Origin of the sequence: Elusimicrobium simillimum (genome assembly GCF_049639735.1) — a bacterium.
Lineage (GTDB): Bacteria > Elusimicrobiota > Elusimicrobia > Elusimicrobiales > Elusimicrobiaceae > Elusimicrobium > Elusimicrobium simillimum.
Window position 1 is genome coordinate 148,639 of sequence record NZ_JBEVVA010000003.1, and the last position, 21,628, is coordinate 170,266.

At 41.9% G+C, this 21,628-nt stretch carries 21 protein-coding genes and 2 tRNA genes; 12 read left to right on the forward strand and 11 right to left on the reverse strand.

Translation table 11 applies throughout. The annotated features are described in order from the left end of the window. Window positions 1–921: 921 nt before the first annotated feature. The 7 genes from AAIR98_RS01350 to rplM all read right to left on the reverse strand — a co-directional run bounded on the left by AAIR98_RS01350 (window position 922) and on the right by rplM (window position 5,635). On the reverse strand, window positions 922–1,803 hold the full coding sequence (locus AAIR98_RS01350) for a ParB/RepB/Spo0J family partition protein (protein WP_423970452.1): 882 nt from the start codon (window positions 1,801–1,803) through the stop codon (window positions 922–924). 3 nt (window positions 1,804–1,806) lie between these two features. Continuing rightward, window positions 1,807–2,631 (reverse strand): ParA family protein, encoded by an 825-nt coding sequence (locus AAIR98_RS01355; RefSeq protein ID WP_423970453.1) that lies wholly within the window; start codon window positions 2,629–2,631, stop codon window positions 1,807–1,809. 255 nt (window positions 2,632–2,886) lie between these two features. Then, complete coding sequence (locus tag AAIR98_RS01360) at window positions 2,887–3,360, reverse strand: type IV pilin protein (protein WP_423970454.1); 474 nt, start codon at window positions 3,358–3,360, stop codon at window positions 2,887–2,889. A gap of 269 nt (window positions 3,361–3,629) precedes the next feature. Beyond that, window positions 3,630–3,959, reverse strand: coding sequence for a type IV pilin protein (locus AAIR98_RS01365; RefSeq protein ID WP_423970455.1), 330 nt, complete (start codon window positions 3,957–3,959; stop codon window positions 3,630–3,632). 215 nt (window positions 3,960–4,174) lie between these two features. Continuing rightward, window positions 4,175–4,708: a hypothetical protein gene (locus AAIR98_RS01370; protein WP_423970456.1), complete on the reverse strand. Its 534-nt coding sequence runs from the start codon at window positions 4,706–4,708 to the stop codon at window positions 4,175–4,177. 81 nt (window positions 4,709–4,789) lie between these two features. Continuing rightward, window positions 4,790–5,185 carry a 30S ribosomal protein S9 gene (gene rpsI / locus AAIR98_RS01375; protein ID WP_423970457.1) on the reverse strand — a complete coding sequence of 132 codons (396 nt, stop codon included), beginning with the start codon at window positions 5,183–5,185 and terminating at the stop codon, window positions 4,790–4,792. Window positions 5,186–5,197: 12 nt separating this feature from the next. Continuing rightward, the gene (gene rplM, locus AAIR98_RS01380) at window positions 5,198–5,635 is read right to left on the reverse strand and encodes a 50S ribosomal protein L13 (protein ID WP_423970458.1); all 438 of its coding nucleotides are present in this window, start codon (window positions 5,633–5,635) and stop codon (window positions 5,198–5,200) included. 296 nt (window positions 5,636–5,931) lie between these two features. On the opposite strand from rplM, the gene AAIR98_RS01385 reads away from it, so the two are divergent. Continuing rightward, window positions 5,932–6,351, forward strand: a complete 420-nt coding sequence (locus AAIR98_RS01385; protein WP_423970459.1) for a copper resistance protein NlpE — start codon at window positions 5,932–5,934, stop codon at window positions 6,349–6,351. A gap of 47 nt (window positions 6,352–6,398) precedes the next feature. On the opposite strand, the gene AAIR98_RS01390 is transcribed toward AAIR98_RS01385, so the two are convergent. Next, window positions 6,399–7,169: a class I SAM-dependent methyltransferase gene (locus tag AAIR98_RS01390; protein ID WP_423970460.1), complete on the reverse strand. Its 771-nt coding sequence runs from the start codon at window positions 7,167–7,169 to the stop codon at window positions 6,399–6,401. A 136-nt stretch (window positions 7,170–7,305) separates the two neighbouring features. On the opposite strand from AAIR98_RS01390, the gene AAIR98_RS01395 reads away from it, so the two are divergent. Continuing rightward, window positions 7,306–7,389 (forward strand) — tRNA-Tyr (locus AAIR98_RS01395). Window positions 7,390–7,790: 401 nt separating this feature from the next. Here AAIR98_RS01395 and AAIR98_RS01400 read toward each other — a convergent pair. The 3 genes from AAIR98_RS01400 to tilS form a co-directional block, all read right to left on the reverse strand. Next, a complete protein-coding gene (locus AAIR98_RS01400) occupies window positions 7,791–8,459 on the reverse strand; it encodes a hypothetical protein (RefSeq protein ID WP_423970461.1) in 669 nt (222 codons plus the stop codon). An 88-nt stretch (window positions 8,460–8,547) separates the two neighbouring features. Further along, the gene (locus AAIR98_RS01405; protein WP_423970462.1) at window positions 8,548–9,744 is read right to left on the reverse strand and encodes a glycosyltransferase; all 1,197 of its coding nucleotides are present in this window, start codon (window positions 9,742–9,744) and stop codon (window positions 8,548–8,550) included. Next, on the reverse strand, window positions 9,734–10,462 hold the full coding sequence (tilS, locus tag AAIR98_RS01410; RefSeq protein ID WP_423970463.1) for a tRNA lysidine(34) synthetase TilS: 729 nt from the start codon (window positions 10,460–10,462) through the stop codon (window positions 9,734–9,736). Before tilS ends, AAIR98_RS01405 begins: the two co-directional genes overlap by 11 nt. 22 nt (window positions 10,463–10,484) lie before the next feature. On the opposite strand from tilS, the gene AAIR98_RS01415 reads away from it, so the two are divergent. From AAIR98_RS01415 to AAIR98_RS01460, 10 genes are all read left to right on the forward strand, one after another. Continuing rightward, the gene (locus AAIR98_RS01415) at window positions 10,485–10,844 is read left to right on the forward strand and encodes a response regulator transcription factor (protein WP_423970464.1); all 360 of its coding nucleotides are present in this window, start codon (window positions 10,485–10,487) and stop codon (window positions 10,842–10,844) included. A 189-nt stretch (window positions 10,845–11,033) separates the two neighbouring features. Beyond that, window positions 11,034–12,404, forward strand: coding sequence for a chromosomal replication initiator protein DnaA (gene dnaA / locus AAIR98_RS01420; RefSeq protein ID WP_423970465.1), 1,371 nt, complete (start codon window positions 11,034–11,036; stop codon window positions 12,402–12,404). Between the two features lie 171 nt (window positions 12,405–12,575). Further along, window positions 12,576–13,685: a DNA polymerase III subunit beta gene (dnaN, locus tag AAIR98_RS01425; RefSeq protein ID WP_423970466.1), complete on the forward strand. Its 1,110-nt coding sequence runs from the start codon at window positions 12,576–12,578 to the stop codon at window positions 13,683–13,685. Continuing rightward, on the forward strand, window positions 13,685–13,981 hold the full coding sequence (locus AAIR98_RS01430; RefSeq protein ID WP_423970467.1) for a DciA family protein: 297 nt from the start codon (window positions 13,685–13,687) through the stop codon (window positions 13,979–13,981). Before dnaN ends, AAIR98_RS01430 begins: the two co-directional genes overlap by 1 nt. A 187-nt stretch (window positions 13,982–14,168) precedes the next feature. Next, window positions 14,169–16,640 (forward strand): DNA topoisomerase (ATP-hydrolyzing) subunit B, encoded by a 2,472-nt coding sequence (gene gyrB / locus AAIR98_RS01435; RefSeq protein ID WP_423970468.1) that lies wholly within the window; start codon window positions 14,169–14,171, stop codon window positions 16,638–16,640. A 20-nt stretch (window positions 16,641–16,660) separates the two neighbouring features. Next, complete coding sequence (gene gyrA, locus AAIR98_RS01440; RefSeq protein ID WP_423970469.1) at window positions 16,661–19,189, forward strand: DNA gyrase subunit A; 2,529 nt, start codon at window positions 16,661–16,663, stop codon at window positions 19,187–19,189. Between the two features lie 110 nt (window positions 19,190–19,299). Continuing rightward, window positions 19,300–19,371: transfer RNA gene (locus tag AAIR98_RS01445), tRNA-Cys, on the forward strand. Window positions 19,372–20,009: 638 nt separating this feature from the next. Then, window positions 20,010–20,588, forward strand: a complete 579-nt coding sequence (gene rbr, locus AAIR98_RS01450; RefSeq protein WP_423970470.1) for a rubrerythrin — start codon at window positions 20,010–20,012, stop codon at window positions 20,586–20,588. 63 nt (window positions 20,589–20,651) lie between these two features. Continuing rightward, entirely contained in the window at window positions 20,652–21,155 is a 504-nt protein-coding gene (gene tpx / locus AAIR98_RS01455; RefSeq protein WP_423970471.1) for a thiol peroxidase, read from the forward strand. Between the two features lie 19 nt (window positions 21,156–21,174). Then, window positions 21,175–21,561, forward strand: coding sequence for a desulfoferrodoxin (locus AAIR98_RS01460; protein WP_423970472.1), 387 nt, complete (start codon window positions 21,175–21,177; stop codon window positions 21,559–21,561). Window positions 21,562–21,628: the final 67 nt, after the last annotated feature.

A 21,628-nucleotide genomic window follows, 5' to 3' on the forward strand; every position in this document is an offset into this window, starting at 1 on the left:
ATTTGCCCCTCTCCCGAATGTTGCCCCATTTTGCACTCAAAACACCAAATAAAAGCATTCCTGGGGCTTTTCTGTTTTTCTCGACGAAGGTTTTGCTTTGTTTTTGCTGTTTTAGACAAATTTTAGCCGATTTTAATGTTTTTTATAAAAAAATATAGCTTTGGCGTTTTTTAAACCACAAAAATATTTTTATTTAAAAACTTAAAAAGTTTTCACATGAAAACTTTTTGAGTTTTATTTAAATATTTAATTTTTTAGATTTTATAATTTATTAAAAGTTTTTTACAAAACATATCATAACACTATAAATTAATATTCTCGCATAAAACATCTGCACCTACTATAAGTTATTCGCAATTCTGCCATTTGCTTAAGTTATACCGTTTCATCGCACGGATGCAAACACATGATCCTCAAAGACAACGAGGCAGCTAAAATACAAGCGCCTCTCAGCAGTAACACCTAAAGTATACCAGTATGAACTAATAGATTGAGACCCTCACGCCTACGGCTGAGGGAACGGTAACAGCTTATTGCATTCTGATACCCTACATATTTTTATTCAGCGGAAAAACCTTTAGAAAATCATCCGCAAACGCGTGCTTTTCAATAGCATAAAATAAATATTCTCCGGCGTAGCCGGGGGGTATCATGCAGGCCCTGCCCTCTCTTACCAGCTACGCATGTAATGCGCTCCCACAGATTGTCGTTTGCTTTCCTCGCCCCACCGGGGGATTCACAAAAAGCCCTCTATTTAAAGATAGCTTGTTTCTACTATTTGATATCCCACACATCTTTTTTTGTTCATCGGTGGAACCTATACGGAACCACCAGCAAACGCGTGCTTTTCAACAGCATGAACAAACCCCCGCTTTATTTAAGCGGGGGCTTGTTTTCACGTGAAAATTATTGCTTTTGCTACTATAACATCTTAGTTCTAAGCCTTTCAGCTATATTTTCCAACTGATCTATGGAATTATAGTGTATAACCAAGGTGCCTTTGCTCATCTTGCTGCCGTATTTTACTTCTACCTTGGTGCCGAGCGTCTTTTGTAAACCGCTTTCAAAGTCCGCCACTTCTACGGGGCGCTTGACATCCTTAACCGGTTTAGGGGTATTAATATCCCTGGCCAATTGTTCAGCCTGGCGTACGGAGAACTTGCCGCTCTTTAGTTTAGCAAAGAGAATATCTCTTTTTTTAGCGTCCGCCACCATAAGCAGCGCTCTGCCGTGGCCCTCTGTTATAATACCCTCTTCCAAACCTTTTTGCATGTCTTTATTAAGGTCTAAAAGTCTTAAAGAGTTGGATATCGCCGCCTTTGACTTGCCGCAGTATGAGGCCAAATCAGTCTGCGAAACCATAAACTTTTGTATGAGGTTCTTGTATCCCAGGGCTGTTTCTATAGGGTTGAGGTCTTCCCTCTGTATATTTTCAATAAGGGCCAGGGCGGACATTTCTTTATCTGTAAGAGTGGTATGGACAATAGCCTCAATCTCACTCAATCCCGCTAGCTTGGTTGCCCTAAAGCGGCGTTCACCTACTACTATTTCATATTTATCAAGTCCGGCGTCATATACCACAACTATGGGTTGGGTAAGGCCGTGCTCTTTAATAGATTGGGCCAACTCCTGTAAAGCTTCTTCTTTAAAGGTGCGTCTGGGTTGGTAGCGGTTGGGGACAATATTTGCCAACGGAATTTTCTGTACGCTGTTGCCGGACGTAGCTGGTTGCTTGTCCGCCAGAACATCTTTGGTTTGTTTTAAAAGGGCGTCAAGACCCTTGCCTAAAGCTTGCCTGCTCATATACTATCCTCCAAAATCGTACGATACATTGTTTATTTTAAAACCTTCCAGTTTGGCCGCGTCAAAGCCGCGGCGGGTAAGAAACTCTTTTGCCAGGTCTATATATGCGGCAGCGCCGCGGCAGGTGGGGTCATAGTCAAATATAGACTGCCCAAAGCTGGGTGCCTCTGCCAAGCGTATGTTCCTGGGAATAGGTGTTTTATATACCCTTTCTCCATAAAACTTGGTAATCTCCTGCAGCACCTGGTTGGAAAGGTTCATTCTGCTGTCATACATGGTTAAAAGCCCGCCGTCTATATTAAGGTGCGGGTTAAGAAACTGTTTAATTTTGGCGGTTGTGTTAATAAAATGCGCCAACCCCTCCATAGCGTAATATTCACACTGGATAGGTGTAATCACACTGTCAGACGCTACCATAGCATTAAGCGTAAGCAAGCTTAGCGAGGGCGGGCAGTCTATTATTATAAATTTGTACATTTTTTTAACAGGGTCAAGAACATCCTTGAGCATGTTTTCCCTGCCCTCTACGTTTACCAGTTCCACTTCCGCGCCGGCAAGGTCTTTGTCCGCGGGTAAAATATCCAGCATTTCGTTGGTGGACTTTTTTACAACTTCATCAAAAGAAGCGCCTTTTGTGATAAGATGGTAAATGGATTTTTCACCATCCTTTAAATTAATACCGGAACCTGAAGACGCATTGCCCTGCGGGTCAAAATCCACCAGCAAAACCTCTTGGTTAAGGCAGGCCAGCGCGTAAGCAAGGTTGACTGCGGTGGTGGTTTTTCCCACGCCGCCTTTCTGGTTTGCGATTGCTACTATTTCTCCCATACTCCCTCCGACGAAGATGTTTGATTTTTGGGTTAAAAACTACTCCGTTATTTCGTGTAATATATAGTAAATCATAAAAATTGCCCTTTGTCAAAGCAGGCCAAACACGCAGATTCTCCGACGGTAAAACAAAAAAACCGAACTAATTTTTTAGTTCGGTTTTTTCATTTATTATTTTTTACGACGTAAATTTTAGTTTTACAAAAATCGAGAAACTGTTTTCACGTGAAATAAGTTAGCCAAACTAACTTTAGCTTAATCCATGAATGACACGACATCAACATTTCTATACCTGTAGTCTTCCAAGTTCCTTCCAATCTTTTTACAATGAGCTACCCCTGTGGTATCGGTTTTAGCCGCACGGCAAACTGTTCGGTTAGAATACTCAGGGTAATTTGCCCAATTTAAAAAGTGTATTATAGAATATTCCTTATTATCCGTTCTTTCTGCAATAACATGATCCACCGGGAAAGTAAGGTTTAATTTATATTTAAAATTTTTATCTTTAGGCTTTTCTATATCCAAATCATTTATACTAAAACTAACACCATCACCAAGAGCAAGCCGCTGCCTTTCTACCGCGTCGGCAAGAGATTTAACATTTAGCACAGCTTCCGCCGCACGGGACTTTTCCACCGCGTTATTATACTGCGGCAAAGCAATTGCCGCTAAAATGCCTATGATTAAGACTACAACTAATAATTCTATTAATGTAAACCCTTTTTTCATACCAACCTCTGTATATAGAATATAAATTTATATATAGTATATAAAATAAAAATCCCCAGGCACATGCCCGGGGATTTTTATTTATTTTAATTAAAGCAAGCAATATTGGTGTTTTTCCGTTTCATCATGAGTTAATTTACCGCAAATTGCGCGGCATGAGTCTAACCCCTTTTCCTGTTTTGGAATGTCTGCGGGATATGTTGCGAAGCATGATGTAACACCTTGCCTATAAACAACCGCCGGATAGTCCGAGGGATGCAATCCTTTAGCTATAAAAACTGTGTCTTACCGTCATCATATCTTATCCCGGCATACGCGGTATAAATGGTGAAGGTCATATTCTTTTCAAGCTTAATATCTATACCCAAGTCATCGCTTACTTGTTGTTCTGTAGGGTGAGGGGTGCCAAAACTGGGGAATGCGTTGTGTTCCAATTTATACATTTCAACCGCACTTTGAAGGGTGCCCACCTTTGCCATCATTGCCGCCGCGCGGGATTTATTTACAGCTTTTGTATACTGCGGCAATGCTATGGCCGCAAGTATGCCTATGATCAACACAACTACTAAAAGCTCTATCAGAGTAAACCCTTTTTTCATTTATGATCTCATTAATATATTAATCATGCTTCCAGCAAATTATATCTTTTTAAATGATACTTACAACCGGGAAGAAAAATACTCTTATGCGGTTGTTTTTACTATACAAATAAAAATCCCCAGGCCACGTCTGGGGATTTTGGTTTGTATATTAAAAAAAGCGCTGGGTAGCCCGAAGGATGTAAGCCTTTTGTTAGAAAAACCCGTAATTATTTTCAATCTAAAAATTTAAAGCTCTTTGCAATTTTATTTACTCTGGCCACTCTTCTGGCCGTGTCACGCTCTACCGTAGTTGTTTTTGCAGAAACTACAAAGAAAAGGTATATGTTTTTATCATGGCAAATAGTATATGAAAAATATGTACCCTCGTCGGTATCAAAATTGCTTGTAACAACGCACTCTCTTCTGTTTATTTTTTTATTCTTAAGAGTCTCTTTTGCAAAAGGAGACAATTCATCCAGCGCTATATCAAACCTTTCTTTAGCGTCTTCAGCTTTGTCATAGTATCTATAATTTAAGCGCACTTCCCCCTCATCTTTGTTGCCGTCTGCCATATAGTAATTATTACCAGTTTTTTCTTTGCCAAAGGACATCTCAAAAAATTTAAGCTCAGCGTAAGCCGGAAAAAGGAAAGAAACATTTTCTTTTACCTGTGTTATAAGTTTATCGTTATTAATGGCTTTTTCCTGCGCGAAAGCCGTCAAAATACAAAAAAATACCACAAAAAGCAGAGACCCTATTTTTTTCATAAAACCTCCATAGATATAATGGAAGTATACAAAAAAACCTCCCCGTAAGGGGAGGTTTTGTGAAACTCGTTCCAACCAAAATTAACGTTTGGAGAACTGGAATCTCTTTCTTGCGCCGGGCTGACCGGGTTTCTTTCTTTCGACCATTCTGGGGTCTCTTGTGAGATAACCGGCTTTTTTAACCAGCTTTTTGTAATCTTCGCTTACTAACGCGAGTGAACGCGCTATAGCGTGTCTTACCGCGCCGGCCTGTGAAGAAACACCGCCGCCTAATACTTTAGCCACAACATCATATTCTTTTTCAGAATTTGTGACTGTAAGAGGGGCTTTAACTTCCTTTTGTAATTTAACTGAAGAGTTAAAATACTGTTCTAAAGGCATAGCGTTAACTGAAATAACACCTTTGCCTTTTTTAAGTTCTGCCGTCGCTATAGAAGTTTTTCTTCTGCCAACGTTTGTTGTTTTTGTTTTTGCCATAAAAAATTACCTCTACTTAGCCTTTTTAGCAGAAAATCTGTCTGCAAAAGCATGTTCGGCGCCGGCATACATTTTAAGCCTTTTCATTCTGGGCGCGCGGAGTTTGTTTTCGTCCAACATTCTTTTTACGGAAAGCTCTAAAATGACTGTCGGGTCTTTTTCAAACTGTCTTTTGTAAGGCGTTTCTTTGGCGCCTTTGGCATAACCTGAGTGAGAAAAATATACTTTCTGCTCAGCTTTATTGCCGGTAACTTTTATTTGGCCAACATTGGTAACAACAACGAAGTCGCCGCAGTCCATATGCGGGGTGTATGTTCTCTTATGTTTTCCCATAAGCAGCACTGCTATTTCTGTAGAAATCCTGCCTAATGTTTTACCAGCGGCGTCTATATGATGCCACTGTCTGGTTGTTTCTACTTCCTTAACGGAAGGGAGAAATGTTTTTGTCATAGTTTATTTTCTTATACCTTGTGTGAAATTGACAACGGAGTGGTTGGCCGTTATCAGAATTGACTCGGTTTGATATATTATATAATATTTTTGTTAAGTTGTACTTGTCCTTTAACTTAATATAGCACCGTATCGTTGCGGGCAACCCCTGCGGGGCTGTATTGCTTATTGGTAAATTTTAATTTTTTTGTTCGTTACATAGCTTTAGCTATGCGCCTCACAAAAAATTTAAAATTTCCTCAAAAACCAACACAGCGCTACGGCGCTATATTAAGTTAAAGGACAAAGGGGGATGTATGAAAAAAATTGCGGCAGTACTGATAGCTGTATCTATGATATCATTTTTGGGTTGCAACAACGCGCCCAAAAGCGAAGACGACCTTAAAAAGGGTTATATGGGCACATTCGCGGGTGTAATACCCTGCGCGGATTGTGAAGGCATACAAATAGTATTGGAACTTAACCCAAACAACACTGTGGTTGAATACTCCTTATATAAAGGCACCAACAGCGGTGACAATATAATTTCTTCCGCTTGGGAAGCCAGCGGGCCGGACTTTAGCGTAATAAAAATAAAGAAAGGCGTTAAAGGGGAGTATGACTACTGGCAGTTTATAAGTAAAGACGAACTAAGAAAAATGGATATAAAGGGCAAGCCGATTACGTCAGACCTTAATTATTCTTTAAAAAGAGTAGTAAGAGACCAAAAGATTTAAAATAACGCAAAACAAAAAAGCCCCTTACATAAGAGGGGCTTTTTTAATTAATGTTTTTCAGCTTTTGTGGCTATGTATGCCTCTATATAAGGGTCCAGCAAATCCCCGCCGGAGCCGTCCTCATATAAACCGGTTAAAACAAACCCGGCGTTCAGCTGGCCCGCTATTTGGTCTTCCAGCGTGTGCCCGTGGTCTAGCGGTTCACAATTATTTATTTTATCTTCCAGTTCGTGTTTTGGCAGCTGTTTAGTGTCTGAATACGGCACTTTATAACGCACAACAAGCTCTTTGGTATTGTCCCAATGTTTAAAATCAAAAATATAACTGATAGGGTTGGCAAACGCCGCCAGCATTACGCCGCCACGCTTAAGCACGCGGTAACACTCTTTCCATACGGGCAAAATATCATCCACAAAACAATTGGATACGGGGTGGAAAATTAAATCAAATTCCCCGTCGGCAAATGCGGATAAATCGCGCATATCGCCCTGCACGGTTTTAATATTTAAGTTTTCTCGCGACGCTACAAAAATATCTTTTTCTAATTGCGCGGGGCTGTTGTCAAAAACAGTTACGTTAGCGCCCATCGCCGCAAACAATGGCCCCTGCTGCCCGCCGCCGCTGGCCAGGCATAAAATATTTTTACCTTTAACATCGCCGTACCAACTTTGCGGCACAAGTTTAGTCGGCGTTAGCAAAAATTTTGCTTTGCCGTTTTTAGCGTCTTCAATTTCCCGCGCGGACACCGGCACCGTCCATTTATTACCCTGAGATACCTGTTTGTCCCACGCGGCTGAGTTGTGTTTTACAATATTCATATTTGCTCCGTTTAATAATACACCGTCAGTAAATTGTACAAAGATTTTTAATTATTTTTGTTTTTTGGTATAATAAGTGTACCTGGTTGTTTAAGTGGTCCAGGGGCCTCGGCCTCTGGACTTTTAATAAGTAAATGGTTGGGTGGCTGAGCGGTCAAAAGCAACGGTCTGTAAAACCGTCGGGCTGCGCCCTACATAGGTTCGAATCCTATCCCAACCATTTTTTGATTTTAACAAAAACCCCCTCCACAAAATATTATGGAGGGGGTTTGTTTATTAATCCCGTGATAGAAAATAAAATTAGTGCCTTTTGCCGTCCCCTAAGCAAAGCGAAAGGGCCCACTGAAATAAATCAGTGCCGTATCTTTCCTTTAACATACAAGTGCCTTTGACCTGCCCCGCAGTCAAGGAGAGGCCAACATCATAAAGTTTTTAAGGGCATTTTTTGAATTCTGTCTGAGTAAAAAATTTATAAGGTTGCAGTACTACAGCAAATTTTTTACGAGTTATTCAAAAACCCTTAAAAGCACCTTGCTCGACAAAGGCGGGGCGAGATTTTTGCTTATCTTTTTCACGATAAAAAAAGTAAGTCGCGCTCAAAGCGCGAAACTATCGCTTTTATTAGTGCGCATGGGGGTGCAAATGCCCCATAACTTCTACAAATATCCCGCATGCCAAAATAACAAACCCCGCTATCGCGTGCCCATATTTTTCCCACTTCTTAAAAGGCAGCAATTCTATACCTTTGTAGCCGAGCGCAACGGTTATCATCATAACAATACTTGTGGTAAAACCAAAAGCCAAAGCTACTAAAAATACAAATACCGGCACGTCCGTAATAGCCGGGAACATCATTATAGGTATCCACGCTTCACACGGGGCGAAGAGGAAAATCATGAAGAGGATAAAAGGGGTTAAACTTTTTACGTCGTTTTTATCAGTATGCACATGCTCACAGCAGGAGTGATTATGCTTAGCGGCGCGCAGCCCCCATATAAAATAACCAAGACCAAAAAGTATAAGCCCCCAGGCCGCAATGTTTGCCCTGTAACCCTCTATAACTTCTATATGGCTGACGGCCACGCCAAATAGTACCGCCACCAAAGCAATTACCAAAGAACCTATTATATGGCCCATACTGCATAAAAAAGTTATTAAAACGGTTTTAGATAAACTCCATTTTCTTGCTTTACCTATCATAATAAACGGCAGATAATGATTAGGCGCCAAAAGTGTGTGTGTAAGCCCAAGCCCCACGGCCGCGGCCACCATAAGCCAATTAGATTGCATGTATACCCCTGAGAATATTTAATTTTTTGTGCCGCCAGTAAAGCAACACACTAAACATTATACTTAATTTGTTAGGCTTGTCTTACTTTTATATTGAAATGCCTAAAACCTGCGCGAACATTATAAATAAATCTCTTACATGTCTTGTTATTAAAAAGTTTTCTTTTACATGTTTATGCGCGTTTACGCCAAGAGTGTATCTTAACTGCGGGTCTTTTAGCAAACGCTTTACCTGCGCTACGCAGCTTGCGTTACTGACAGAAGTAAGGCCCGAGTGTTCCTCCATAATTTGCAGCGGCAGCGCGCCTGTCTCCGCCGCTACCACGGCTTTCTTTTTCCACATAGCCTCTGTTAATGTCAGGCCGAATGTTTCTCTAAGACCTTTTTGTATAATAATATCCGCGCCTGTCTGCAAAGCGTTTACTTCAAGTTCATTATAATCCATTAAAATAACATGCGCGCCCGGTACCTGAGAGGCCGCCATAGATACAACCTGAAAATCTGTTACAGCCCCCGGGTCGTCCGCCGCCTTACCGCCGGCCAGCACAAGAGTGCAATCATATTCTTTTTTTATTTCTTTAAACACTTCCAACACCCCGATAGGGTCTTTTAAAGCGTCAAAACGGCCCACCTGTAATATTACGGGTTTGGTTCTGGGAATGCCGTATTTGGCAAAAACCCCGTCTATATAACTTTCTTCTATTTCCCTGTTTTTATCAGCCAGCGGGTCAATAGAGGGCATAATAGAATATTTGGGTATAGATAAATCCTGCGAAAAACTGGGGAAAGAAAACGCGGCGGCGTCGTATTGTTCTATATAATACTTAACCGCGTCCCATACCAAAGGATCCGGGTGGGACACGTCCAGGTAGCAGCGCCAAATGGCTTTGGAATAATTTTTCTTTTCCACAGCTGAAATAGGCGGGTGATCATAAACAAAAAGTAAATCACACGGTTCTTTTACAGCGTCCCGCACCATAGTGTTATAACTAAAAAATTTATCCAGGTCGGCTTGTGTGATATCAAAGGCTGGGTCGCTAAGGGCTTCATTAATTTTTCTGGCGACGGACAAAAATTCTTTATCAAAAGCCACGTTTATTCTGCGTAAATTAAAATCAAAATCTTCAAGAAAGGGCAGCACATTATTTAAAATTTCCGCCAACCCGCCACCAACAGACGCTGTGCTGAGAACATTTGAACTTCTGCCGCCAAGTTTTTTACCCAGCATTTTAATATATTCAATTTCCTGCGGTGACGCGTAGTCTTTATAGTTATCAATCTTCACGTAAAACTCTCCTAAGGTCTTCTGAAATAAGATTTAGATGTTCTCTTATTTGCGGCTGTTTATGCTCTAACACCGGCAAAAGGTTTTTGCGCACCCAGTTTCTGGTATATTTATCGTCATCGTTAGTTTCGTCGGTAACATATTTTAGTTTATTAAATTTTATATAAGCCTCAACATCGGCACGCCGTACGCCAAGCAGCGGGCGCACTATGGTAACCTGTTTATTTAAAGGGCGTTCCCGTGCTATACCCATAAGCCCTTTGGCCCTGGTACCCCGCAAAATATTTAATAGTATGGTTTCCACATGGTCATCCAAATGGTGGGCAACCGCAATATAATTAGCCTTGGTCTTTTTGCAAACTTCCTCAAAAGCTTGGTAGCGGGCCTTTCTGGCGGCGTGTTCTATGCTTAGTTTTTCTTTTTTTGCCAGTTCTTTTACGTTTTTACGCACCACAAAGCACTCTACGCCTAAAGAATCGCAAAACCTTTGTGTAAATTTTTCATCTTTAACGGCAGCCGCCCTAAGGCCGTGGTTAACATGGCACGCGTACAGGCTAAAACGGTTCTTTTGCGCCAGTTTGGCCAAAAAATCCAACAATACCACACTGTCCGCCCCGCCGCTTACGCCAACAACCACCCTGTCGCCCCTTTTAAAGAGTTTTTTGTTATTATTATAAAATTTTGCCCATACAGAGCTTAAAAAGTGCTTTTTTTCCATGCAAATAGTATATAATAATATTATGAAAAAAATTCTTATTATTGAAGATGAACCGTCAATTTCCGAGATGGTTAAAATGATGTTGGAACGCTCCGGCTTTGAAGCTGTTATCTGCGATAACGGAAGGGAAGCCCTTGATGTTGTTAAAAGAGAAAACCCTAATCTTATTATTCTTGATGTTATGTTACCGGGTATGGACGGCATAGAAATTGCCAAAGCTTTAAACAATTCATCTGATACGGCAAACATACCTATAATTGTAGCCTCCGCTTTGGAAGAGTCAAAACATTTGTTTGAGGGCATAAGCCAGGTAAAAGGCTTTGCCGCCAAACCTTTCACCATACAGCAACTCTTAGAAAACGTAAATAAATATATAGCCTAATTATAAATTAAGCAAAAAGCCAAAAACTATTGTTTTTTAAGCTTTTTGCTTAATTTTTTGCTTTAATTAGGTTAATTAACAAATCTATGGGTACCCAGCCAAAAAAAATAAAAACGCAAAAAAACGCAGAATTAGGCAAAATATGCTAAAATATAGTATATTAATATAAAATCATTTTGGATTAACATAGTGTCAGATAATATTATAAATGAAGATTTAAATTCCCGCATTTTAGCTGAAATGGAAACCGTTTTCGGCAAAGAGGCTTGCGAAATGTGGTTAAAACCCCTCAAATTAACTATTGAAGGGGGTGTGTTGACTGTGCAGCTGCCAAATAAATTTTGGTCTAAAACTATTGCTGACAGATACACCTCTGCCATAAAATCTTCTTTAGAGGCCGAGACCGGCGCGGCGCTTACCGTTAAATATAATGTAGCGGAAGATACTATATATAATGATGAAAGAAAACAAAATGAAATAAGGGAAATTTTGGCCACACCTATACATACCCCGGCCAGCGCGTTTCCAAACCGTTTAAATCCTAATTACACTTTTGAGGGCTTTATTGAAGGCCCGTCTAACCGTTTTGCTTTTAGAGCGGCTGAGGCTGTGGTAAAAAAACTTGGTGAGCGTGAGAATAACCCGCTTGTTATATATAGTACCCCGGGCCTTGGCAAAACCCATTTACTGCACGCCATAGGCAACCGTATTTTAAAAGAAAACCCGTCGGCTAAAATTTTATATATGTCCGGCGAGGAATTTGTCAGCGAATACATAGAATCTTTACAAAACAGAAACCCTGAGGCTTTTAGAAAGAAGCACCGCTCTTTAGATTGTTTTTTAATGGACGATATACAGTTTGTGGCGGGCAAAGAGTCCAGTGTGCAGGAATTCTTTTATACATTTAACGCTTTATTTGAATCTAAAAAACAGATTGTTCTTACATCGGATAGAACGCCGCAGCAATTGGGTATTGACCCTAGGTTAAGCTCCAGGCTGCTTTCGGGTATAGTCACGGAAATTAAGCGCCCTGACCTTGAAACCAGAATAGCTATACTGCGCCAAAAGCGCGATTCCAGCGGGTTTGATGTGGGGGACGATGTGATTGCCTTTATAGCGGAAGGTGTGCAGGCTAGTATACGTGAGTTAGAAGGCTGCCTGTTTAGGCTCACAACCTATTGTAATATACACGGGGTTACAGCCACTATACCTATAGCGCGTGAGGTACTGTCAGATATTATAAGTATGGAAGAACGCCGCCTGCTTATTAATGTAAACTCCATTAAAAAAGTTGTGGCAAAGCATTTTAAGATAGATATTATAGATTTTAATTCCAAACGCAAAAACCACTCTATAGCCTGGCCCAGGCAGATAGCTATGTACTTATCCACAGAGCTTACGGATATGTCACTGCCGGAAATAGGGCGTGAGTTTGAGCGTGACCATAGCACAGTAGTACACGCCAGGGAAAAAATTAAAGAAGAAGTAGAGAACGACCCATTTTTTGCGGCCCAAATTAACCAAATCATAGCTGACATTAAAGCTGTGGATAAACGTTAAAAAACTGTGGATAACAATTAACTGTTACCCACAAAAGGCTCAAATTAAAACAAACTGTTAATAATACTGACAACCTGTGCACATTAACTAACAGTTATTTAAAAAATTTGTATTGGCGTATCAACATTATCAACACAATCCACAGGACATAATAGTAAGAGGAATAATAAGATGAAGATTAATATTACTAAAGAAACTTTTTTGGAAGGGATTTCTGTTGTACAGTCCGGGGTATCTTCAAGGGCAACCTTACCCATTTTACACAACTTCCTTATGGAAGCTGAAAATGGCAAAATAAAGCTTATGCGCACTGATATGGAGATGGCGTCTATACATTACATAAACGCCGAAATATTGGAAGAAGGGGCCATTACTATTCCTTTAAAAGAAGTGTCGGACATCTTAAAAAACCTTCCTAATGATAAAGAAGTAAATATAACAGTGGACGGCGATAATAAAGTGCACATAAAATCAGGCAAAAGTAAATTTTGGGTTATAGGGACGCCTAAATCAGAATACCCTTTAATACCTGAGATAGATAAAACAAACGAGTTTACGCTTAAAATAAAAGACGTAGAGCAAATGGTATCGCATACAATTTTTTCAGCTTCCACGCAGGAAACCAGATATGTGCTTAACGGCCTTTTATGGGTAAAAACGGGCGATAAGTTAGAAGTGGTAGCCACTGACGGCAGACGCTTGGCTTTAGCCTCCAGCTCTGTTATGAGTGATATTAAAGATTTTAAAATTATTATACCTACAAAAATACTTAACGAACTTTTAAGGTTTTTCTCCATTAATAAACCCGGTGAAGACGCTGATATTAATGTAAGCGTTTCCTCAAACCAGGTTACTTTTAATGTTGACCAAACCACCTATATATCACGCTTAATAGAGGGTAATTTTCCTAATTACGAACAGGTTATACCTAATAAGAAAACTATGAGCTTTGTGTCAAACAATAAAGAAATTTTTGCCTCCACCAAGCGCGCCAGCCTCTGCGCAAGCGACCTTGGCGGCACGGTAAAATACGCTTTAAAAGATAATTTACTTACTATTACGTCTAACTCGCAGAAAATGGATTTTTCGGATGAAGTAAAAGTTGAGTATACCGCAGAGCCTTTTGAAATATCTTTTAACCCGCAATACGTGCTTGAGGTGCTTAAAAATATTTCATCTGATTCAGTGGAATTTTCCTTTATCAACGCGGCCCAGCCGGTCCTGGTTGAAGCTGTTGGTGAAGATAAGTTTAAATACGTTATTATGCCCGTGAGGTCGTAGTGAGGTTAGGCGCCAAACCCCGTAAAATTTGGAATACGAGTAAAGATTTAAATAACACCTTTAATCCGTTAACCTCCAAATTAAACAGGCTTATGGTGCTGGGCACCGTTTGGCAAAAAGTGGCGGGTGTAAGGGCAAAATTTTGGGTTATAGACGCGGTTAGTAAAGATACCGTTTACGTCAAAGTAACCAAAGCGGCCGCCAAGCATGAGTTAGCCGGGCAAAGCCAAAATATAATAAAAGAGCTTAACAAATATTTTGATAAAGCCTGGATAAAAAAAATAGATATTGTGTAGTAAATTTAATCAGCACCCGGCCGCATTATTTATAAAAGAATAAGCGCTAAAAATAGTACTTTCTGCTATAAGTTTACGTCAAAGTTTACAAGGTAAACCCAAGCAGCAAGCGTCAAAATAGCACATTCTGCTATGTGTTTATTTCAAAGTTTACAAGGCAAATACCAAGAGCAAGAGGTAAGATAAAATGACAGAAGATGTTAAACTTAAGAAGGATTATGACTCTTCTAAAATTCAAGTTTTAGAAGGTCTTGAAGCTGTTAGAAAACGCCCCGCTATGTACATAGGTTCAACCGGCGCGCCCGGCTTGCACCATTTAGTGTATGAAGTTGTGGACAACTCCGTTGACGAAATCTTAGCCGGCGGCGCAACCAAAATTTCAGTAACAATTAAAGATGATATGACGTGCTCTATCGTAGACGACGGACGCGGCATACCTGTTGACCCTATGGTCAACGCTAAAGACCCTAAACTTAAAGGCAAAAGCGCGCTTGAAGTTGTAATGACAGTGCTTCACGCGGGCGGTAAATTTGACTCCGGCGCGTACAAAGTGTCCGGCGGTTTACACGGTGTGGGCGTGTCTTGCGTAAACGCTTTGTCAGAACTTATGGAAGTAGTGGTAAAAAAAGACGGCAAAGAATATTTTCAGCGCTACCGCCGCGGTATACCTGAAGAAAAAGTTAAAGAAATAGGCACTACTAAAGAACACGGCACAACAGTTACTTTCCACGCTGATAAAGAAATATTCGGCGAGCTTTCTTTCTCTTACGACACTATCGCTAACCGTCTTAGAGAGCTTGCTTTCTTAAACGCCGGCATAAAAATTATTTTAACCGATGAACGCGGTGACGAAGCCAAAACCCACACATTCTTTTATGAGGGCGGCATCTCACAGTTTGTTAAATATATTAACGCCAACAAAACACCTCTTCACCCGGAACCTATTTACATAACAAAAGAGGTTTCTGATAATTATGTTTCTTTCGCCATTCAGTATAACGACAGTTATTCAGAAAATATTTATACATTTGTTAACAATATTAATACCATTGAGGGCGGCACGCATTTAAGCGGTTTCCGCTCCGCTCTTACCCGTGTTATTAACGAATATATTAAAGATAATAACCTGCTCAAAAACAAAGACATCAACGTTACCGGCGACGATATGAGAGAAGGTTTAACCACGGTATTATCCGTTAAAATCCCGCACCCGCAGTTTGAAGGCCAAACAAAAACCAAGCTTGGCAACAGCGAGATTGAAGGCGTAGTGCGCTCTATAGTAGGCGACGCTCTTAAAACGTTCTTTGAAGAAAACCCCAAAACAGCCAAAGCTGTTTGTGAAAAGAGCATAAACGCCGCCATAGCGCGTGAAGCCGCCAGAAAAGCGCGCGATCTTACCAGACGCAAAAGCGCCCTTGAGGGCGGCGGATTGCCGGGTAAACTGGCAGACTGTCAGGAAAAGAACGCTGAAAGATGCGAAATTTTCATAGTAGAAGGTAACTCAGCCGGCGGCTCGGCCAAACAAGGCCGCGACCGCGTGTTCCAGGCAATTTTACCGTTAAGAGGTAAAGTGCTTAACGTTGAAAAAGCGCAGCTTGTCAAAATTTTATCTAACGAGGAAATAAGAACCCTTTTCTCCGCGTTAGGCACAGGCGTTGGCGAGGGTGAGGGCGGTTTTGATATAGGCAAACTCAGATACCACAAAATTGTTCTTATGGCTGACGCTGACGTTGACGGCCAGCATATTACAACTTTGCTTCTTACATTCTTCTACCGCCAGTTAAGACCGCTTATTGAGGCCGGGCACGTTTACATAGCGCAGCCGCCTTTATATAAAGTTAAAAAAGGCAAAAATGAACAGTATTTAAAAACTGAAGAGCAGCTGGTTAACTGGCTGTCTAAAGAGGGTATTAACTCTATTACCGTATCTAAGGCCGACAAAACGGAACTTAGCGCGGCTGAGTTAAAAGACTTCCTTAAAATATTAAAAGACGTGGAAGAAATTTTGGGCAAAATGGATGTTAAGAATATTACGCTTAAAGATTTCTTATCATTTGTTTCCACAGGGCAAATACCTGTGTACAGAATACCGTTGCAAAGCGGCGGGTTCAAATATTTCTACACAGACAAAGAATACCAAGATTACGCCAACCAATATATTATTGAGCGTAAAGAACTGCTTAGCGCGGAAGGCACCGACATCAGCATATTAAACGATGAGGACTTGGCGCCCGAACACCAGAGCTTGTTTGAATTTGGCAAATTACTCGCCAATGAGAACAAACTTAAAGCGCTCGGTTACAGTCTTGAGAAATACGCCGAGATTGAAAACGAAGCCGATAAAAAGGACCCTCTGTTTATAGTAAACACAGGCAAAACACAGACAATCGTTTACAGTCTTTCGGAACTTTTTAAACAAGTAAAAGAAGCCGGTTCCAGCGGCGCCAGCATACAGCGCTACAAAGGTCTCGGTGAAATGAACCCCGAGCAGCTTTGGGAAACCACCATGGACCCCGCCAAACGCAGCCTGTTAAAAGTAGAAATACAGGACGCGGCCGACGCGGAACAAATTTTTACCACCCTCATGGGCGATAAAGTTGAACCCAGAAGAGCGTTTATCGAAACACACGCTCTTGAAGTTAAGAACTTGGATATTTAGGTTTGGGAGTTAATTAGAATATGAGTGAAAAAGAAAATCAAACCCCTGCAAACGCAGATTTGTTTGGCGATATTAAAATAAGAGACATCGGCGAGGAGATGAAACGCTCCTACATAGATTACGCGATGAGCGTTATCGTAGGCCGCGCCCTGCCGGACGTCAGAGACGGTTTAAAACCTATTCACCGCCGCTTACTTTACGGTATGAACGAGATGGGTTTAAAATATAACAAACCTTTCAAAAAATCCGCCCGTGTAGTGGGCGACGTAATGGGTAAATACCATCCTCACGGCGACACAGCTATTTATGACTCGCTGGTACGTTTGGCGCAGGATTTCTCGCTCAGAGACACGCTTGTAGACGGCCAGGGTAACTTTGGCTCTGTTGACGGCGACATGGCTGCCGCTATGCGTTATACTGAAGTCCGCCTTGATAAAATAGCCGAGGAAATGCTTGGCGATATCGACAAAAATACAGTTAAATTTAACGACAACTACGACGGCTCCATGCAGGAACCCTCCGTACTGCCCGCCAAAATGCCTAACCTGCTTGTAAACGGTTCCAGCGGTATCGCGGTAGGTATGGCCACCAACATCCCCACCCATAACCTGGGCGAGGTTTGCGACGCCATTGTCGAAACAATTAAAAACCCCGCGGTTACAACCAAAGAGCTTATGCAGATTATAAAAGGGCCGGACTTTCCTACAGGCGCCATTATCTGCGGCCGCAAAGGTATTTTTGATTATTTTGAAACGGGCAAAGGTTCCGTTAAAGTACAGGCCAGGGCGGAAATTGAAGAGGGCGGCAAAGGCGGCAGAAGCGCCATTGTTGTTACAGAAATACCGTACCAGGTTAACAAAACCAATCTTATCGAAGCGATTGTCGGCCTTGTTAAAGACAAAAAAGTAACGGACATCGCCGATATCCGCGACGAAAGCGACCGCCGCGGCATGCGCCTGGTAATAGAAGTTAAAAGAGACGGCGACGCCAGAGTGGTGCTTAACCACCTTTACAAGCATACGCAGCTGCAAACCAGCTTCAGCGTAAACATGCTTGCCATTGTTGACGGCCGCCCGCGTATTCTTCCTATCAAGGAAGTAATGAAGGCGTACGTCAAACACAGAAAAGAAGTTGTTGTCGCCCGCACCCGCTTTGACCTTAACAAAGCGCAAAAACGCGAACATATTTTACAGGGCTTGCTTATAGCTATCGCCAATCTGGACAAAGTTATCAAGATTATCCGCGAAGCGCAAGACCCTACAGAAGCCAAGTTCTCTTTAATAAGAGAGTTTGCTTTATCAGAAGCTCAGTCCCAGGCTATTTTGGATATGAGGCTGCACCAGTTAACGCAGCTTTCATCAGCCGGTATTGAAAAAGAACAGAAAGAACTTCTTGCTTTAATAGCCGAGCTGCAGGGCATTTTGGGCGACGCGCAGAAAGTTTTAGACATTATTGTGGATGAGCTTAAACAGCTTAAAAAAGATTTTGGCACAGACAGAAAGACCGAAATCAGCTCTACCGAACTTTCAGACATGACGATGGAAGACCTTATTGAAGAGGAAGACGTTGTTATTACCTTATCAAACGACGGCTACGCCAAGCGTATACCGTTAGACACTTACCGCACGCAAAACCGCGGCGGCAAGGGCGTAATAGGCGGCAAAACAAAAGAAGAAGATTTTATTGAGCATCTTTTTGTTACCTCCACCCACGCTACCATCCTTATGTTCACAAGCCGCGGCCGCGTATTTAGCCTGCGCGCTTATGAAATACCGGAAGGCAACCGTATGAGCAAAGGTAAAGCTATTGTTAACCTGCTGCAAATTTCTAACGAGGAAAAAATTACCTCAGCCGTATCTATTGAGGATTTTGACCCCAAAAACAGCGGCGAGACATTCCTTACCATGTGCACACGCTTTGGTTCAATAAAACGTGTTGAACTGGCTGATTTCGCCAACATACGCAAATCAGGCATTATAGCCATGGGTCTTGAAGAGGGCGATATTTTAACCTCTGTACAAATGACCAACGGCGCCAGCGACCTTATTATAGCCACACGCGACGGCAAAGCCATAAGGTTTGACGAAGGCCAAATCCGCGCTATGGGCCGCCAGGCTAAAGGCGTAAGAGGCATAAGACTGGGCGAAGGCGACATTGTTGTAGGCATGGAACACGCGCCTAAAGACGCGCCGGGCCCGGATGTATTGTCAGTATGTGAAAACGGCTACGGCAAACGCACGGAGTTTGAGGAATACCGCAAACAAAACCGCGGCGGCAGCGGCACCATCACCATTAAAACAACGGAACGTAACGGCAAAGTCGTGGGTATTAAGCTGGTTGACGAAACCAAAGACTTAATGGTTATTACCGAGAACGGCATGGCCGTACGCATACGCTGCGAGGAAATCCGCTCCGTAGGGCGCAACGCCCAAGGCGTAAGGCTTGTTAAACTTGACGAGGGCGACAAAATAGCAAGAATAGCGCCCGTAGTTAAGGATGATGAAGAAGCCGCCTGCGAAACAAAGCCTGAAAACAAAGAACTGTTATAAGAAATAGTATATAAAAACTCCCGCAAAACTTGCGGGAGTTTTTTATTTTTATAAGAAGATATTTATCTCTATCATAAAAAAAGCTATAATGTATATACAATTTGATTTACGGTGCGGTGGCCAAGTGGTAAGGCGGCAGTCTGCAAAACTGCTATTCGCGGGTTCGATTCCCGCCCGCACCTTTTTTTGTTGCACAAAAAAAGATTTTGAATATTTTGACTTCGTCAAAATAACGACTTTTCAAAATCTGTCTTATTAATACGCACACAAGGTTTTGTGTGCTTTTTGCTCTGCAAAAAAGGTTTTGAATATTTTGGCTTTGCCAAAATAACAGCTTTCAAAATTCCCCTATTAATACGGCCGTCCGGTTGGGCGGCCTTTTTATTTCCCCTCTCCTCTGGAGAGGGGTTTTTGTTTGCGCTTCGCGTCTTCCAACATGTCGCTCTCTGTGTTCGCTCTAATTTCAATAAGCGGAATAAAATTTCGTCGGCTTTTGGCGTCTTTTTAACTTTTCAGATTCCACCACACCCACCGTGTGCCCGCACCAAGTGTGCCGGAATCTGAAAAGTTAAAAAGCCACTCAAAATCCTGTGAAATTCACTTCTATAACGGCACTTATGTATTTCCTCCCCCTCTTACGGGGGAGATCGGCGCTTGCGCCGGGAGAGGGTGATGTGCACAAATATTTTGTTTTTATAAAATAAATTGTTTGACGGTCCTAACACACTTGAACTTTTGGGCTATAAATAATACTCTATAGGGGTGAGATAAATACTGCGGGGTATTTGGCAGTCTCACAGTAAAATAAGAGGAGATACTTATGTCCAAGTCTATTAAAGGAACACAAACAGAAAAAAATATTCTTACCGCTTTCGCCGGTGAATCACAGGCCAGAAACCGCTATACATACTACGCAAGCGTAGCCAAAAAAGAAGGATACGTGCAAATATCCAACATTTTTGAAGAAACAGCCAACCAGGAAAAAGAACACGCCAAACGCTTGTTTAAATTTTTAGAGGGCGGCGCGGTAGAAGTTAAGTGGAGCTTCCCCGCGGGCGTAATTTCTAAAACAGAAGACAACCTTAAAGAAGCCGCCGATGGCGAAGACGAAGAATGGGAACATATGTACCCTGATTTTGCCAAAGTAGCCAGAGAAGAGGGCTTTGAAGAAATAGCCTCCGCCATGGAACACATAGCCATTGCGGAAAAACAGCACTCTAAACGCTACAAAGCCTTAAGGCAGAATATCTTAGACGGTAAAGTATTTAAAAAAGACAGCAAAGTAGTGTGGAGATGCCTTAACTGCGGCTACATTCAGTCCGGTGACTCCGCGCCGCAAAAATGTCCCGCGTGCGACCATCCGCAAGCGCATTTTGAAGTATTGGCTGAAAACTGGTAGTTTTTTTTATGCGCCCCGCCATATGGCGGGGCGGTTTAGTCTTAAACAGGGGGAATTAAACTTATGTCAAGAGATATTAAAAGCAATGGTACACCCATAACAATACTTGGGCAAGAGCTTAAAACAGGTGACAAAGCGCCTGACTTTGTTCTTATAAAAAACGATATGACGGAAGCTAAACTGCAGGATTTTATAGGCAAACCTGTAATTATGTCAATTGTGCCGTCTGTAGACACACCGGTGTGCAGTATAGAAACAAGACGTTTTAATAACGAGGCCACCAAGCATAAAAACGTAACGTTTTTAACCATTAGCAAAGATTTGCCCTTTGCCCAGGCCCGCTGGTGCGCCGCGCAGGACGTTAAAGACCTTATTACACTGTCTGATTACAGAAACCCTGATTTTGGGCTGGATTACGGCGTATTAATTAAAGAAACAGCATTGCTTACAAGGGCGGTATATGTGCTGGATAATAAGGGGATAATACAGTACATTGAATTTGTTGAAGACATCAGCAAAGAACCTGACTATAAAGCCGCCATAGACGCGGCCGAAGCGTTAGTTTAGGGGTACTAGAGGAGAGGATATGACAAAAATCGACGAAATTTATAAATGCAGTGTTTGCGGTAATATGGTGGAAGTTGTGCACGCATCTGTAGGGGAGCTTGTTTGCTGCGGCAAACCCATGGTTTTACAGGTTGAAAACACCGTTGACGCGGCCCAAGAAAAACATGTGCCCGTTATTGAAAAAGTAGACGGCGGCTATATGGTTACAATAGGCGCCGTAGAGCATCCTATGACGCCGGAGCATCATATTGAGTGGATAGAGCTGCAGTGCATTGAATGCGGCAAAACACAGAGAAAATACTTAAAGGTTGACGACGAGCCAAAAGCGTTTTTCTGCACACGCTCCACGCATGTTGTCGCCAGAGAATACTGCAACCTGCACGGACTTTGGACAGCTAAAAACTAATTAAGTAGAATGATATATAAGGCCGGGGCAAAACCGCCCCGGCCTTATTTCATTTAAGGGGTAACAA

What these genes read in the sequence shown, in the direction of transcription:
- AAIR98_RS01370 (WP_423970456.1), bottom strand. Translation starts at nt 4,708, where the DNA reads ATGAAAAAAATAGGGTCTCTGCTTTTTGTGGTATTTTTTTGTATTTTG.
- tilS (WP_423970463.1), bottom strand. Translation starts at nt 10,462, where the DNA reads ATGGAAAAAAAGCACTTTTTAAGCTCTGTATGGGCAAAATTTTATAAT.
- AAIR98_RS01385 (WP_423970459.1), top strand. Translation starts at nt 5,932, where the DNA reads ATGAAAAAAATTGCGGCAGTACTGATAGCTGTATCTATGATATCATTT.
- AAIR98_RS01360 (WP_423970454.1), bottom strand. Translation starts at nt 3,360, where the DNA reads ATGAAAAAAGGGTTTACATTAATAGAATTATTAGTTGTAGTCTTAATC.
- gyrB (WP_423970468.1), top strand. Translation starts at nt 14,169, where the DNA reads ATGACAGAAGATGTTAAACTTAAGAAGGATTATGACTCTTCTAAAATT.
- AAIR98_RS01390 (WP_423970460.1), bottom strand. Translation starts at nt 7,169, where the DNA reads ATGAATATTGTAAAACACAACTCAGCCGCGTGGGACAAACAGGTATCT.
- rpsI (WP_423970457.1), bottom strand. Translation starts at nt 5,185, where the DNA reads ATGGCAAAAACAAAAACAACAAACGTTGGCAGAAGAAAAACTTCTATA.
- AAIR98_RS01355 (WP_423970453.1), bottom strand. Translation starts at nt 2,631, where the DNA reads ATGGGAGAAATAGTAGCAATCGCAAACCAGAAAGGCGGCGTGGGAAAA.
- tpx (WP_423970471.1), top strand. Translation starts at nt 20,652, where the DNA reads ATGTCAAGAGATATTAAAAGCAATGGTACACCCATAACAATACTTGGG.
- AAIR98_RS01415 (WP_423970464.1), top strand. Translation starts at nt 10,485, where the DNA reads ATGAAAAAAATTCTTATTATTGAAGATGAACCGTCAATTTCCGAGATG.
- rbr (WP_423970470.1), top strand. Translation starts at nt 20,010, where the DNA reads ATGTCCAAGTCTATTAAAGGAACACAAACAGAAAAAAATATTCTTACC.
- AAIR98_RS01400 (WP_423970461.1), bottom strand. Translation starts at nt 8,459, where the DNA reads ATGCAATCTAATTGGCTTATGGTGGCCGCGGCCGTGGGGCTTGGGCTT.
- rplM (WP_423970458.1), bottom strand. Translation starts at nt 5,635, where the DNA reads ATGACAAAAACATTTCTCCCTTCCGTTAAGGAAGTAGAAACAACCAGA.
- AAIR98_RS01350 (WP_423970452.1), bottom strand. Translation starts at nt 1,803, where the DNA reads ATGAGCAGGCAAGCTTTAGGCAAGGGTCTTGACGCCCTTTTAAAACAA.
- AAIR98_RS01365 (WP_423970455.1), bottom strand. Translation starts at nt 3,959, where the DNA reads ATGAAAAAAGGGTTTACTCTGATAGAGCTTTTAGTAGTTGTGTTGATC.
- AAIR98_RS01460 (WP_423970472.1), top strand. Translation starts at nt 21,175, where the DNA reads ATGACAAAAATCGACGAAATTTATAAATGCAGTGTTTGCGGTAATATG.
- dnaN (WP_423970466.1), top strand. Translation starts at nt 12,576, where the DNA reads ATGAAGATTAATATTACTAAAGAAACTTTTTTGGAAGGGATTTCTGTT.
- gyrA (WP_423970469.1), top strand. Translation starts at nt 16,661, where the DNA reads ATGAGTGAAAAAGAAAATCAAACCCCTGCAAACGCAGATTTGTTTGGC.